This window comes from Rufibacter sp. XAAS-G3-1 (assembly GCF_013623775.1).
In the GTDB taxonomy this organism is placed as follows: domain Bacteria; phylum Bacteroidota; class Bacteroidia; order Cytophagales; family Hymenobacteraceae; genus Nibribacter.
The window spans coordinates 88,451-102,725 of record NZ_JABFAM010000008.1; the positions used below are offsets into that span (position 1 = coordinate 88,451).

Genomic DNA, 14,275 nt, shown 5'->3' on the forward strand with positions numbered 1-14,275 from the left:
AAAGGGAATAACCCCTGGCGTTGAAGATGAATCCTGGAAAGGAGGAGAAACATTACCCCCGTTTTCATCACGTTTTAGGCCTGTTTTCCTGAAAACGACCCTGAAACAGAATGCATCCTTTAGAAGGCTAGCGGGAGTGAGAGGCGGCTTTTCGCTCCTTTTTCTAAAAAACAGGTCGAAAACAAAAAGGCCTTACCGCTATAGCAGTAAGGCCTTTTTATATTATCAGAGAATTCTAGTCCTTAGTTGTTTCCCCAGCGCTTACGCTCGTTCTCATCCAGGTAGATTTTCCGCATTCTGATGCTCTTTGGCGTGATCTCCAACAGCTCATCTTTCTGGATGTACTCCATGGCTTCTTCCAGCGAGAATTGTTTCTTAGGAACAATCTTCACGTTGTTGTCAGAACCAGAGGCCCGCATGTTGGTCAACTGCTTGCCTTTCTGGATGTTCACCGTTAAGTCATTCTGACGAGAGTGCTCGCCAATTACCTGACCCATGTACACCTCTTCGCCGGGCTCCACAAAGAACACGCCTCTGTCTTGCAGTTTGTCAATAGAGTAAGCAGTACCAGGGCCAGTCTCCATGGCAATCAAAGAACCGTTGATGCGGCCCGGGATAGCGCCTTTGAACGGCTCATAGGCTTGGAAACGGTGGTTCATGATGGCCTCACCAGCGGTAGCAGTCAAGACGTTGTTACGCAGGCCAATCAAACCACGGGCCGGAATGTTGAACTCCAGGTGCTGCAAGTCGCCCTTCGGCTCCATGATGGTCAGGTCACCTTTACGCTGCGTTACCAGTTCAATCACTTTACCGGCAGATTCCTCAGGAACATCCACTACTAAGTGTTCCATTGGCTCATGTTTCTGGCCGTCAATTTCTTTGAAGATCACCTGCGGCTGGCCTACCTGTAATTCGTAGCCCTCGCGGCGCATGGTTTCAATCAAGACAGACAAATGGAGAATACCACGTCCGTATACTAAGAAGGTATCTTCCTTATCAGTTTCGTCTACCCGCAGCGCCAGGTTTTTCTCCATCTCTTTGAACAAACGGTCACGTAAGTGACGCGATGTTACAAATTTGCCCTCTTTCCCGAAGAAAGGAGAGTTGTTGATGGTGAACAGCATGTTCATGGTAGGCTCATCAATAGAGATGCGCTCCAACGGCTCTGGGTTCTCGAAGTCAGCCAGGGTATCGCCAATCTCGAAGCCTTCAATACCCGTTACGGCGCAGATTTCACCAGCAGATACAGCGGGAACACTCACGCGGCCCAGGCCTTCAAACACCTGAAGTTCTTTGATTTTCACTTTCTTGATAGAACCGTCGCGCTTGCAAAGGCTCATGTTGGCACCTTCGGTGATGGTACCGCGTTTTACGCGCCCGATCGCGATACGGCCCACAAAAGAAGAGTAGTCCAGAGAAGTGATCTGCATCTGCGGCGTGCCTTCTTCTGAAGGGGCCGGCGGAATCACGTCAATGATCGCATCTAAAAGAGGCGTGATGTTATCGGTTGGTTTCTGCCAGTCGGTGCTCATCCAGCCGTTTTTGCTGGAACCATAGATCGTCACGAAGTCCAACTGGTCTTCCGTAGCGTCCAGGTTGAACATCAGGTCGAAGACCATCTCGTGTACTTCGTCCGGACGGCAGTTTTCTTTGTCTACTTTGTTTACCACCACAATCGGCTTAAGGCCTAACTGTACGGCTTTGCCTAGCACGAAACGGGTCTGGGGCATAGGGCCTTCAAAGGCATCTACCAACAAAAGAACCCCGTCGGCCATTTTCAGTACGCGCTCCACTTCCCCTCCAAAGTCGGCGTGACCAGGCGTGTCAATGATGTTGATTTTTACATCTTTGTAACGCACCGATACGTTTTTGGAAACGATGGTGATGCCGCGCTCCCGCTCCAGGTCATTGTTGTCCAGGATGAGGTCGTCGAAGTGTTGGTGGGCGTCAAAAATTTTTGAGGCGTGGATAATTTTGTCTACCAGCGTGGTCTTACCGTGGTCCACGTGGGCAATAATCGCGATGTTGCGGATACTTTGCATTCAAGAGGTTATTTTCAGTCCGCAAAGGTAGGGGATTTCTTAGTTTTTTCTATACTTTTTATGAAAAAGCCCTTTTGCCCAACCACTTACGGGTATTTGATTATTTGATGCAACAGAAGGGTAGTCCACTAAGTTCCTGTGAAGGCGTTCGGCGCGGTAGAAGTAGGAGGGAAAGCAACAGAAAGCAGTTCCTATTCCTTGCCGTTTGCTCAAACCAAAAACCTCACTTCTTGCCCTTTTCTTAGAAGCGGCCTTCTGCCTGCACAGGACTCAAGCATCTTCTGTGCTGCTAGATTTCCTGGCTCATTTCTGCCGGTTTTTCGCCTTGAAACCCCAAAGAAAGCAAGAACGGTTGCTAGGACTATATTAGATAAAATAAGATTAAAACGAACGTCTGTTTTCTGCGTAATCTCCGGTTCCAGGCGTACCTTTACTTGCTGAAAGAATTCTGCGGGAGAAGTGATGTTTGGAGGCCTGTGCAGGAAAATCCGCGGTGTACTTGTCTATACTTAAAACGATACCCATACTACTATGCCTGTCATTTTGGAGAAAACCGGATTCTCACCCACGCTTCTGCCTTTTTATCAGGAAAAAATAAAAGGACTGCAGCAGGAGTTACGCCCGCACCGTGAGGCGCTCATGCAACACCCCCTCTATGAGTCCATCTATGACCTCGCCGACCTGCGGGTATTTATGGAGCACCACATCTTCGCCGTGTGGGATTTCATGAGCCTGCTCAAGAGCCTGCAACGCCACCTTACCTGCGTAGACGTGCCCTGGACACCCCACGGCAGCCCTGCCAACCGCAGGCTCATCAATGAGATTGTGCTGGAAGAAGAAACCGACGTGGACCCCGAGGGAAACCCCATCAGCCACTTTGAGCTCTACGTGCGGGCCATGGAAGAGTGCGGCGCCGATACCCGCCTGATTCATGAGTTCATGGCCGGCCTGCACCAGGGCAAATCAGTGTTTACCCAACTGGAGACTCTTCCGGTGCCGGGCCACACCAAAGAGTTCGTCAGCCATACGTTTCAGATCATAGAGAGCGGGCAGGCGCACCGCATCGCCGCCGCCTTTACCTTCGGGCGCGAAGACGTGATTCCAGACATGTTCCGCTGCCTCATTGGAGACATGAACCGCCGTTACCCGGGCACGTTAGACACGTTCCAGTATTACATGGATCGCCACATCCACCTAGACGATGAGGTGCACTCGCCGCTGGCCATGAAAATGGTAGCCGAACTGTGCGGCCAGGACGAACATAAGTGGGAAGAGTGCCGTCAGGAAGCCGTGGCCTGCCAGAAGATGCGTCTACACCTGTGGGATGGCATTCTCGCTAAGATCCGGCGCTACTAAGCGGCTTAAATCCTTTACCTGTGGGTTGCGTACTGTAAAACACAGACCTTAACCCACACAACTATGGATTTAGAGAACCTTAGCTCCAACAGCGAGAACATTGAGAACACCGGCTACCTTATTCTGAAAGCCTTCAAAACCAAAGGCACCCAAGCCGAGGAAGTACTAGGCTGGAACGAGATCTACCCGTTCCTGCACCAGGAAGACGAAAAGCTCCACTACCAAGACGTACAGAAACGGGCCGAAGAACATTTGCGCAACCAAGGCTACGCCACGCCAGACCCCGCCGGCCTGCGGTTAACCCCCGTAGGCTACAAGGCGGTGCAGGAGTTGGAAGATGAAGATTTAAGCCAAAGCAACGCCAGATAAGCCATAGACCATGCAGACGTTTTGGAGGAGTTTTGAGAAAAAGGGGCGGAAAACGTCTGTCATGGTGAGTTGCTTTCTATGGGGCGCTTTGGCCGTGGCCTGTACCTCATCCAGAGACAGCCCGGCTTTGGAAGTGACCGAACCGCAACGCACGTACCGGGTCACGCCCACCGCGCGCGACATGAACAACCAGTCCAGCCAGGTGAACCAGAAAAAGAACATAGAAGACCGTAACCCCAACTCGCCCGGTAACCATACCCCAGCCGTGAGAAGCCAGAAAATACTTCCCGGAAGAGCACCGGTAGCACCAGATACCATCCGGCGCCCGCCCATGCCACCAACAGTAGGTACCACCGGGCAATAAGAGGAGAGCCGTTTCAAGGCTGTTTTCTGGAAAAGACCATCAAACCACCACTGTCTTCTAAAAGACGGTGGTGGTTTGTTTTATAGCTGTGTAACCACCCCCAGCCCCTCCTAAAGTAGGAGGGGAGCTTTTTCTCCCACTGCGTTTCCGCCATGATTTTCAGATAGCAGCCTGGAAACAACCCACCCCATCCCCTCCTGGGAGGGGATTCTCCCATAAGCCATCCTTTTAGCCAATCAACTTATCCGTTTCGCCAATCAGGAGTATTGGCCGTCCACGAAGTGCGTAGAGTTAGCGGCAGCGCTCTACGCACAGCAAAAGTATAATGCCTTGTGATGGATGGAAGAGCGAATTCAGAATAACTCGAATAACAAAGAAGTACAGCGGCAAGCACAGCGTATAAATCCAAGCCTTCTTCTGAGCCGCAGCCGTATAGAGTAGGAAAACAAGCGAAACAAAACCTCCCTGCATTTTCGCTATATTTGCCTCTTCAAAGAAAGAATATGGCCCAGACAACCTACCCACAGAGATATACCATTACCGCGGCCTTGCCCTACGCCAACGGCCCTGTGCACATTGGGCATTTGGCCGGCGTGTACATTCCCGCCGATATCTATGCGCGGTATCTGCGTTCGCGCGGCCGCGACGTGAAGTTTGTCTGCGGGTCAGACGAGCACGGCGTTCCTATCACCATCAGAGCGAAGAAGGAAGGCATCACGCCGCAACAGGCCGTAGACAAATACCACGAACTGATTAAAAGCTCCTTTGCAGATTTCAACATTTCCTTCGATATCTATTCCCGCACGTCGTCCAAGACGCACGCCGAGATTGCCTCCGGCTTTTTCCGTAAGCTGTATGACGAAGGAAAATTCATTGAGCAAACCACGAAGCAGTACTTCGATGAGAAAGCCCAGCAGTTCCTGGCTGACCGCTACATTGTGGGCACCTGCCCCAAGTGCGGCAACGAGAATGCCTACGGCGACCAATGCGAAAGCTGCGGAACGTCTCTGAACGCCACCGACCTCATCAACCCAAAAAGCACTTTGAGTGGCGAGCCACCCGTGCTGCGTGAAACCAAACACTGGTACCTGCCCTTAGACCAGTATGAGCCTTGGCTGCGCGAGTGGATTGTGGAAGGCCACAAAGGCGATTGGAAAACCAACGTGTACGGCCAGTGCAAAAGCTGGATTGACCAGGGCCTGCAGCCCCGCGCCGTCACCCGTGACCTGAACTGGGGCGTGCCCGTGCCGGTAGAAGGTGCCGAGGGAAAAGTCCTCTACGTGTGGTTTGATGCGCCCATCGGGTACATCTCCGCTACCAAAGACCTGACACCCGACTGGGAAACCTACTGGAAAGACAAAAACTCCAAGCTGGTGCATTTCATTGGCAAGGACAACATCGTGTTCCACTGCATCATCTTCCCGGCCATGCTCAAGGCCCACGGCGACTACGTGCTCCCCGACAACGTACCGGCCAACGAATTCCTGAACCTGGAAGGCAACAAAATCTCCACCTCCCGCAACTGGGCGGTGTGGCTGCACGAGTACATGCAAGACCTGCCCGGCAAAGCCGATGTGCTGCGTTACGTGCTCTGCGCCAATGCCCCAGAAACCAAAGACAACGACTTCACCTGGAAAGACTACCAGGCCCGCAACAACAACGAGCTGTTGGCCATCTTCGGGAACTTCATCAACCGCGCGGTGGTGCTCACCCACAAATACTACAACGGTGCTGTTCCGCAGCGCGGTGCCTTAGCCCCGTATGATGAGGAAGTGTTGGCCCAGTTGGCTGATTTCCCCGAGAAGATTGCGCTCTCCCTGGAACTGTACCGCTTCAAAGAAGCCTTAGGTGAACTGATGAACCTAGCCCGCCTCGGGAACAAATACCTCGCCGACACGGAGCCCTGGAAACTGATCAAGACCGATGCCGCGCGGGTGGAAACCATTATGAATATCGCGCTGCAGATCTCTGCTAGTTTGGCTATTCTGTCTGAACCGTTTTTACCGGAAACAGCCAATAAACTGGCCAACATGCTACAGTACACCGCCGGTAAATGGAACGAAGCCGGTTCTCCAGACCTACTCCCGGCTGGGCACACCATCGGCGAAGCCGCGCTTCTGTTTGAGAAGATTGAAGATGTCGTGATGGAGGCGCAGGTGCAGAAACTATTGGATACCAAGAAGGAAAACGAACTGGCCAACGCCGTAGCCGCGCCCGCCAAAGAAGACATCACCTTTGAGGATTTCTCTAAAATTGACATCCGGGTAGGGACTATTCTGGAAGCGGAGAAAGTTGCCAAAACCAAAAAGCTGCTAAAATTAAAAGTAGACACCGGCCTTGACCAGCGCACCATTGTGAGCGGTATTGCCGAGCACTTCAACCCCGAGGAGATTATTGGGCAGCAAGTAAGTGTGCTGGTGAACTTAGCCCCGCGCGAGATAAAAGGAATCGTGAGCCAAGGCATGCTCCTGATGGCCGAGAACGCCGATGGTTCTTTGGCGTTTATGCAACCCTCCAAACCGGTGGTGAACGGGGGCGGAGTGTCGTAGGAATTAAAGAATTAAGGTGCGTTTTCAGCGTGTTTTGGTAAAAATGGGCTGAAAACGCATTTCGTGCCGTGGTTGGTGTTCCGTGCCGTTGTTGGTGTTATCACCAACAATCCTTTAGCGGTTCCCCTCTCAAAACTACCATTAAACTGAACGGAGTAGAAAAAGCACCAGCAACGGCGAATACGAAAAAAGACCAATCAGGGTAATTGGGTGTGAAATGCGTTTTCAGCCTGTTTTGGTAAAAATGGGCTGAAAACGCATTTTGCTTTTAGCCTTTACCTTCAATGAACACTTGTTCTTTAGGCGGAAACAGGCGGTCAATGACATTGATTAACCGGGCACGGGTTTTCTTGTTGCGCTTACGCAAGGCCAGATGCTTGTACTCAAACTCCTGGATGCGGGCTATTTCCTGCGCTACGGTACATTTTTTCAGGTGCGATTCCAGGAAGAACTGGCTAATGTGTTCGTTCCACTCGTCCTTATTGCCCCAATAGTGCGCCAGCCAGGGTTTGGCCTCCTGCAACTTATAGGTTTCCTCCAAGGCAACAGAAAGAGCGAATTGCTCTATCAGGCGGGGCGTCACTTCCTGGGCGCACATTTTGTCGCAGACTTCCAGGGCCAAGGTAACGGCCGCCAGGTTTTGTTGGGGAGGAAGCGCGACCACCCCGGCATTCCACATCTGGTGACGCTCGGTTATCATGAATCTGCCGAAGTCCATGCCTTTCACCTGCTGCCACATCCGTTTTTCGGTCTTGCTTTTCAAGGCCGAGAGTTTGCCTTCCATCTGGTGCATGAAGGCGGCCCCTTGCATCAATTGTACCCGTAAATTCTGAGGGTTCTGGTACAGGAAAACGTCAGAGTCTAAGTACATGACCGCATGGTCTGGGTGCTGCCGGATCAATTGTTCAATGGCTTTGATCTTCACGCGCCAGAAGAAATTGTGCGGGCCTTTCCAGGCGGTGAGCTGCTCCTCAGAAATGCTGATGATCTGTACCTGTTGCGCTAAATGCTGGTAATACTGCGGATAATCTGTGAAGACGTAGATAGAAGACAGTTCCTTTTGGTGCGGCAAAAACGACAGAATAGCGAAGTTCGCCTGGTAGTGGTTTTTGATGTTAGGGCCAAACGTAAGGAACAGTAGATTCATGCAACGAAGGTACAAAAAGGAATAAGTTAGACGATAGGCCCAGAAAGTAAAGCGGCGTGCCCAGGCACTACCGGCACAAACCAAAACCCCTTTCTGGTTTTAGGCTGATTTTCCAAAAACCGGCCTAAAACCAGAAAGCGTTCTTTCTCTACTCTATCTCTGGACTTAGGGTTTAGAACTGCCGCCCTCGCTTACCTTCAGCACGATTTTTCCAATGTGCTCGCTGCTTTCCATGAGCGCATGGGCTTGCGCGGCCTGTTCTAAATCAAATACTTTGTACAGCACGGGGGTAAACTTTCCGGCTTGTAGCAGGGGCCAAACGCGCTGTGCTATGTCGGCGGTGAGGGAGGCTTTGAAGTTTGGGTCGCGGGGGCGCAGGGTGCTGCCGGTAATAGTGAGGCGCTTCTGCATGACCTGCCGTACATCAAACGTACCCTGGGTGCCGTGCATGGCGTTGATGAACACCAAACGACCGTCTGGTTTGAGCAGGTTCAGGTTTTTGGGGATGTAGTCGCCGCCCACCATGTCCAGAATCACGTCTATGCCCTCGGCTTTCAGTTCTTCCTCAAAGTCCTGGGTTTTGTAGTTCAGGCACCGGTCAGCGCCCAGTTTCTCGCAGGCTTGGCACTTTTCTGCGCTGCCCGCCGTCGCGAACACTTTTGCGCCCCAGGCCTTCGCCAACTGAATGGCCGTAATCCCGATGCCGCTGCTTCCGCCGTGCACCAGCAGCGTCTCGCCGGGTTGTAGGTGGCCTCTCTGGAAGACGTTGTGCCAGACGGTGAAAACGGTTTCGGGCAGCGAGGCGGCTTCCTCAAAGCTCCAGCCCTGGGGCAGAGACAGACAGTGCCGGGCATCTACCACCGCATATTCGGCGTAGCCACCACCGGGCAACAAGGCACAGACGGCATCTCCGGGTTTCCAGCTTTCCACCTCTTTTCCGCTGGCTTCAACAATGCCCGCTATTTCTAAGCCAGGTATATCAACGGGAGCCCCGGCGGGCGGCGGATAATGGCCTTTGCGCTGCGCCACGTCGGGACGGTTGATTCCGGCGGCGTGCACCCGCACCAACACCTGGTGGGCCTCTGGCGAAGGAGTGGCGCGTTCCTGTATCTGTAGCACTTCCGGCGTGCCGGGTTGGGTAATGACTACTGCTTTCATAGCGGTTATGGCCTGGGGGTTTCTGGAAAAACGGGTACCACCTGCACGTACACCGGTGAAGGAACTGGGGCCGAGTTTCCGGTATAAGTCAGTTTGCCGGTCTGCGTGTCTACCTTGAAGGTGGTGATGTTGTGGGAGCGTTGGTTGGCCACCAACAGAATTTTGCCCGACGGGCTGAAGGTGAAATTACGGGGCCAATTGCCTTGGGTGCTCACGTGCTCCACCAGCGTCAGTTTGTTTGTGGTGGGGTGAATGGCGAAAACCACAATGCTGTTGTGCCCGCGGTTAGAACCGTACAGGAATTTACCATCGGCGGAAACATGCACATCGGCGCAGGCGTTTTCACCGGTGTAATCTGCGGGAATGGTGGAAACGGTTTCTATCTGGGTTAAGGTGCCGGTTGCCGGGTGGTAGGTGAACGTGGTAAGCGTAGCATTCAACTCGTTGATGACGTACGCAAAGCGCTTGTTGGTGGGGTGGAAGGTGAGGTGCCTTGGCCCGGCCCCTGGTTGGGCTTTGAACGCCGGTTGCGCCTGCCGCTCCAGCTTGCCGTTCTGGTTGTCTAGTTTATAGCTGATGATCTGGTCAATACCCAAGTCTACCGCCAGCGCGAATTGGTTGTTTGGGTCAGGAATAATGCAGTGGGCATGGGCCGCGTCTTGCTGCGGGCGGGGGCCTTTGCCCTGGTGCTGGCCTATGTCTGAGGAAGCTCCTAAACGGCCATCAGACTGCACCGGAAAAGCGCTTACGTTGCCCCCCATGTAGTTGGCCACCAAGGCTACTTTGTTTTTATGGTCTAGGCTGATGTAGCAGGGAGCGCCGCCCAAAGAGGGTTGCCGGTTCAGAAAAGTAAGGTCGCCGGTTTTTTGGTCGATGGCAAACGCGCTCACCGCCCCGCTTTTCTGGCCTTCGTACTCGGTGGTTTCGTTCACCGCATACAAGAATTTGCGGTCTGCGTCTAAGGTGAGGAACGAAGGGTTCTCGCCGCCTTTCACGGCCAGCACCCTGGTTAACGCGCCCGTCTCTTCGTTCAGCCGATAGGCGAAAATGCTTTCGGCATCTGGTTTGGCATAAGTCCCTACGTAGACCATCATTTCTTTGTCTGTTGCCCTTTGCTTAACGGAAGTACAGGCCCAGAAGGTTAGAGAAAGTAGAAGAACGAAAGAATACAGTAGTTTCACCGTGTGTAGGGTTTTGTTTTGCAAAAGTTGCTGAAAAGAATGGAAAGGCCTTGCTGTTTTAGGTCTGTTTTCAGGAAAACAGACCTAAAACGCCAATGGTTTTGGTAGAGACGCAATACCTTATGTCTCTTTGGCGGAAAAGAGTTATACGGGATATTTGCTGAAAAGCGGCGGAAGGAAACTACAACTTCCGCACCACCAGGTAGAACCCCACGGCGGCCACCACGCACAAGACGCTGCTCCCCCACCACAAGGTGTCAAACCCGTAGTTGACGATGGTGGTAGTGCCCACGAACGGGCCAATGATGTGCGCGGCAGAGTAGGAAAGGCTGTAGAGCCCCATGTAAGCGCCCCGGTTGTGCGGGCCGGAACGCTGCACGGTGAGCGTGCTCATGAACGGCATGGCCAGAATCTCGGAAAGGCTCATGAGCAACACTGACAGAGCCAGCACCGGGAACCCTTGGGCCACGTTAAGTAAGACAAAGGCCAGCGCCAGCAGAAGCAGGCCAATCACAATCATCTTCCAGAGGGCGTGTTTGTCGCCAATGAGGTACACAATAATCATCTCCAGCAGAAACACCATCAGTCCGTTAAAAGCCAGCAGCGCACCAATCTGCAGCTCAGACAAGCGGTATTCCTGACGCCAGTACAGCGGCATGGTGGAGAAGAACTGAAAGAAGGCTACCGCATAGCAGCAGCAAAGCACGGTGAACAGCAGAAACAACCCGTCACGGTAAGGGGAACGCGTAGCTGGTGCCGGAGCAGCTGTTCCTGGCATAGTTTCCTGGGAGGGTGCGTGGCCTTGCTTGTGCCGGAAGTAAAAGAAAAACAACACGCCGGCGCTCAGGCAGGTAATGCCATCTGCCATGAACAACCATTGGTAAGAAACGGTAGCCAGCACCCCGCCCAGAGCCGGGCCTATGGAGAAGCCCAGGTTGATGGCCATGCGGTTGAGGGAGAAGGCGCGGGTCACGTTCTCGGGGCGGGCATAGGAACTCACCGAAGACGCATTGGCTGGGCGCAGGCACTCTGTTAAGAGACTCAGCAGGAAAATTCCTCCGGCAAAAAGCTCAAACCGCTCCAGCGTGAGCATCACAAAGAACCAGCTGCCGCCCAGAATGAGACTGAAGAACTGCACCTTGAAATGGCCTACTTTGTCGGTGAGCCAGCCGCCCAGGAAGGTGCCGCACATGGAACCCACCCCAAACAGGCTCAGCAGCAATCCTACCTGTTTCAGGCTGAAGCCCAGGGCCTCCGTCAGGTACACGCTCAGGAACGGCACCACCATGGCCCCGCTGCGGTTTATGAACATGACGGCCGCCAGAAACCAGGCTTCTCTGGAGAGGCCGCCAAACGCGTTCCGGTACAGGGTGAAGATGCGGTTCATGGGAGAAATCTGGCGCACAAAAGTAGCCAAATGCGCGCTAGAGAAAAGCTTTCATCCAGAAAAGGAGAGTTTTAGCCTCTACAGGAGCAAGATGATCAAGGGCCACTTTTTCTCATAAGTAGTTCAGGGTTTAGGGGCCGTTTTCAAGAAAGTAGCCTCTAAACCCTGATTCGTTTTACCGGAGAATAGAACCTATTTGTTAAAAAAGTTCATGGTGCGCTCCAGCCCAATCGTCCCGAAGGAAAGGCACATCTCGGCGGCTTTTTCAATGTGGGTGGACAAATCAATCTGCTCATCGGCAGAGAAAGGACTGAGTACATAGTCTACCTGCCTTCCTTTAGAAAACTGCGAGTCTACCCCAAACCGCAGGCGCGGGTATTCATTGCTGCCCAAGGTCTCCTCAATGTGCTTGAGGCCGTTGTGCCCCCCGGCGCTGCCTTTGGCCCGCATGCGCAGTTTTCCGTAAGGCAAGGCCAGGTCATCGGTAATCACCAGCATCTGTTGGGCCGGTATTTTCAGAACGCTCAACCAATGGGCCACGGCTTTGCCGCTCAGGTTCATGTACGTGGTAGGTTTCACCAGGGTGAAGTGCTTTCCCTTGATCTTAAACTCCGTCACAAACGAATGTCGGCTGGTGTCAAATGACACGTCATGCTTTTTAGCCAGGTGATCCAGCACCATAAACCCAATGTTGTGGCGCGTATCGGCGTATTCGGGGCCAATGTTGCCCAGGCCCACCAGTAAATATTTCATATCAGTTGAAGTGTCATCTGCTGGCCTGGAAGTCTCTTTCCCGCCAAACCAATTGACTAAACGTGTAAACATGCGGCAAAGGTAAGGGTGTTAGTGGTTAGTTATTAGTTGTTAGTGTTTAGTAATGGATGATTAAGGTTTTCAAACAAGGGCCTTTCCTCCAATACTAATAACTAAACACTAACAACTAAATAGCGGCTAAACCTTTTTCCAGATCAGCGATCAGCTCTTCTACTTCTTCAATGCCTACGGATAAACGAATTAAACCTACCGTGATGCCCATGTTCTCCTGCTGCTCTTTGGTGAGGCCCCGGTGTGAGGTGCCCAACGGGTAAGAAATGGAAGTGGTGACCCCGGCCAACGACGGGGCAAACGGAATATGCGACAACGCCTGCATGAACTGGTTCACGGCCTCTGCATCATCGGCAATTCTGAAGGATAGCATACCCCCGCATTTGCCGTTTCCCTGCGTTTGCGCCAGGGCATGCTGCGGATGTTCGGGCAAGCCCGGATAGAAAACGGCCTGTACTTTGGGGTGCTGCTGCAGAAACTCGGCTATGGTCTGGGCGTTTCGGGAGTGCTCGCGTATTCTAAGTTTGAGGGTTTTCAGACCTCTAGCCCCCAGCCAACTTTCAAACGGACTCAGGTTCAGGCCCCAGGTGCGCATGATTTGAGCGGCGCGGTTTGCGTCTGCTTCAGCTTTAGCGATTACAACGCCCGCTGTCACGTCGCTGTGGCCCGAGAGGTATTTGGTGACGCTGTGGATGACCAGATCTGCGCCTAACTGCAAGGGCTGGGTAAGGGCAGGTGAGGCGAAGGTGTTGTCTACCACCAGTTTTAGGCCGTTTTTTAAGCAAACCTGCGCTAAACGGCTTAAGTCCATCACCATCATCATAGGATTGCTGATGGTCTCGGCTAACATCAGTTTGGTGTTTTCCTGCACATAGCTTTCCAGCGAATAACTATCGGCTGTAGGCACATAGGTGACCGAGATGCCTAACCGCGAAAGTTCATTGGAGAGGAGGGAAGAAGACCCGCCGTAGATCTCTTCGGCACACAGCACGTGATCCCCCGCCTTCGCGTACACCAGCACCGCCGTCAGAATCGCCGACATGCCGGAGGAAGTGACTACGGCACCCTGCCCGTGTTCCAGCTGGTTTATTTCCTGGGCCAATTCCTCGCTGTTGGGGTTTCCGTAGCGGGTGTACATGTAATGCTTGCCCGGTTCCTGGAAATACGTCTCCAGCGCATTGAGATCCTCAAAGGTGAAAACCGAGGTTTGGTAGATGGGCGTTACTTTAGGCGAGATAGACACGGTGTATTAATTAGGAATTAAGAATCTAAGATGCACTTAAATACAATAATTGGGCAATCAGCAATTGAACAATCAACAGTTGAACAACCAGCAATCAACCACTAGCAATTCTAAAGGTAAGCAGAAAGGAGTGAAAGTTGAAACTGCGTTTTTGCCCTGTTATTCAGAAAACAAGCTAAAAAGCGAAAGCCCGCCTTCTGGGTAGAAGAACGGGCTTTCAACATGAAAACAGGAAAGAATCTAGGCGATGACAGCTTCGGCCAGGACAATGATTTTGTTGTCCAGAACTTCCACCACTCCCCCGTCAATCTGGAACACCAGTTGAGCACCGGTGGCAGGCGTGATGCGAACCGGTCCGTTAGCCAGGGCACTGATGAGGGCGGCGTGGTTGTTCAACACTTCAAACCCACCATTGATGCCCGGAAACTTTACCGAGGTCACGTCGCCTTCAAATACTCTTTTATCTGGGGTGATGATTTCTAAATACATTATTCTGAGTTCTGAGTTCTGAGTTCTGAGTCTTGAGTCTTGAGTCAATTTTGGTCAACTCATATTCTGGACTTAGAAGGAATAAAACCTAATTATATTCTGAGCCTTAAACTCTGAATTAAAGTCATTTACAGACTCAGGACTCAGAACTCAAGACTCAGAACT

Annotated in this window: 12 protein-coding genes; 4 read left to right on the forward strand and 8 right to left on the reverse strand. The window is 52.4% G+C overall.

All coding sequences use genetic code 11. The features are described 5' to 3' along the window. Positions 1 to 242: 242 nt before the first annotated feature. Positions 243 to 2,042, reverse strand: a complete 1,800-nt coding sequence (typA, locus tag HHO50_RS10705; RefSeq protein WP_181306018.1) for a translational GTPase TypA — start codon at positions 2,040 to 2,042, stop codon at positions 243 to 245. 531 nt (positions 2,043 to 2,573) lie between these two features. Between typA and HHO50_RS10710 the strand changes: the two genes are divergently transcribed. From HHO50_RS10710 to metG, 4 genes are all read left to right on the forward strand, one after another. Then, positions 2,574 to 3,398, forward strand: a complete 825-nt coding sequence (locus tag HHO50_RS10710; protein WP_181306019.1) for a DUF3050 domain-containing protein — start codon at positions 2,574 to 2,576, stop codon at positions 3,396 to 3,398. 63 nt (positions 3,399 to 3,461) lie between these two features. Then, positions 3,462 to 3,767 (forward strand): hypothetical protein, encoded by a 306-nt coding sequence (locus tag HHO50_RS10715; protein ID WP_181306020.1) that lies wholly within the window; start codon positions 3,462 to 3,464, stop codon positions 3,765 to 3,767. A 10-nt stretch (positions 3,768 to 3,777) separates the two neighbouring features. Then, the gene (locus HHO50_RS10720; RefSeq protein WP_181306021.1) at positions 3,778 to 4,131 is read left to right on the forward strand and encodes a hypothetical protein; all 354 of its coding nucleotides are present in this window, start codon (positions 3,778 to 3,780) and stop codon (positions 4,129 to 4,131) included. A 503-nt stretch (positions 4,132 to 4,634) separates the two neighbouring features. Continuing rightward, positions 4,635 to 6,680 (forward strand): methionine--tRNA ligase, encoded by a 2,046-nt coding sequence (metG, locus tag HHO50_RS10725; RefSeq protein WP_181306022.1) that lies wholly within the window; start codon positions 4,635 to 4,637, stop codon positions 6,678 to 6,680. Positions 6,681 to 6,948: 268 nt separating this feature from the next. On the opposite strand, the gene HHO50_RS10730 is transcribed toward metG, so the two are convergent. The 7 genes from HHO50_RS10730 to atpC form a co-directional block, all read right to left on the reverse strand. Continuing rightward, positions 6,949 to 7,827: a hypothetical protein gene (locus HHO50_RS10730; protein WP_181306023.1), complete on the reverse strand. Its 879-nt coding sequence runs from the start codon at positions 7,825 to 7,827 to the stop codon at positions 6,949 to 6,951. A 165-nt stretch (positions 7,828 to 7,992) separates the two neighbouring features. Then, the gene (locus HHO50_RS10735; RefSeq protein ID WP_181306024.1) at positions 7,993 to 8,985 is read right to left on the reverse strand and encodes an NAD(P)H-quinone oxidoreductase; all 993 of its coding nucleotides are present in this window, start codon (positions 8,983 to 8,985) and stop codon (positions 7,993 to 7,995) included. A gap of 5 nt (positions 8,986 to 8,990) precedes the next feature. Further along, complete coding sequence (locus tag HHO50_RS10740) at positions 8,991 to 10,079, reverse strand: lactonase family protein (RefSeq protein ID WP_181306025.1); 1,089 nt, start codon at positions 10,077 to 10,079, stop codon at positions 8,991 to 8,993. Positions 10,080 to 10,347: 268 nt separating this feature from the next. After that, complete coding sequence (locus HHO50_RS10745) at positions 10,348 to 11,571, reverse strand: MFS transporter (RefSeq protein WP_370457577.1); 1,224 nt, start codon at positions 11,569 to 11,571, stop codon at positions 10,348 to 10,350. 174 nt (positions 11,572 to 11,745) lie between these two features. Next, positions 11,746 to 12,306 (reverse strand): aminoacyl-tRNA hydrolase, encoded by a 561-nt coding sequence (pth, locus tag HHO50_RS10750; protein ID WP_181306200.1) that lies wholly within the window; start codon positions 12,304 to 12,306, stop codon positions 11,746 to 11,748. Between the two features lie 187 nt (positions 12,307 to 12,493). Further along, entirely contained in the window at positions 12,494 to 13,621 is a 1,128-nt protein-coding gene (locus tag HHO50_RS10755; RefSeq protein ID WP_181306026.1) for an aminotransferase class I/II-fold pyridoxal phosphate-dependent enzyme, read from the reverse strand. A 240-nt stretch (positions 13,622 to 13,861) separates the two neighbouring features. Next, complete coding sequence (gene atpC / locus HHO50_RS10760; RefSeq protein WP_181306027.1) at positions 13,862 to 14,110, reverse strand: ATP synthase F1 subunit epsilon; 249 nt, start codon at positions 14,108 to 14,110, stop codon at positions 13,862 to 13,864. Positions 14,111 to 14,275 lie beyond the last annotated feature (165 nt).

Coding starts and splice junctions, on each gene's coding strand:
- typA (WP_181306018.1), bottom strand. CDS start 2,042: ATGCAAAGTATCCGCAACATCGCGATTATTGCCCACGTGGACCACGGT.
- HHO50_RS10710 (WP_181306019.1), top strand. CDS start 2,574: ATGCCTGTCATTTTGGAGAAAACCGGATTCTCACCCACGCTTCTGCCT.
- HHO50_RS10715 (WP_181306020.1), top strand. CDS start 3,462: ATGGATTTAGAGAACCTTAGCTCCAACAGCGAGAACATTGAGAACACC.
- HHO50_RS10720 (WP_181306021.1), top strand. CDS start 3,778: ATGCAGACGTTTTGGAGGAGTTTTGAGAAAAAGGGGCGGAAAACGTCT.
- metG (WP_181306022.1), top strand. CDS start 4,635: ATGGCCCAGACAACCTACCCACAGAGATATACCATTACCGCGGCCTTG.
- HHO50_RS10730 (WP_181306023.1), bottom strand. CDS start 7,827: ATGAATCTACTGTTCCTTACGTTTGGCCCTAACATCAAAAACCACTAC.
- HHO50_RS10735 (WP_181306024.1), bottom strand. CDS start 8,985: ATGAAAGCAGTAGTCATTACCCAACCCGGCACGCCGGAAGTGCTACAG.
- HHO50_RS10740 (WP_181306025.1), bottom strand. CDS start 10,079: ATGATGGTCTACGTAGGGACTTATGCCAAACCAGATGCCGAAAGCATT.
- pth (WP_181306200.1), bottom strand. CDS start 12,306: ATGAAATATTTACTGGTGGGCCTGGGCAACATTGGCCCCGAATACGCC.
- atpC (WP_181306027.1), bottom strand. CDS start 14,110: ATGTATTTAGAAATCATCACCCCAGATAAAAGAGTATTTGAAGGCGAC.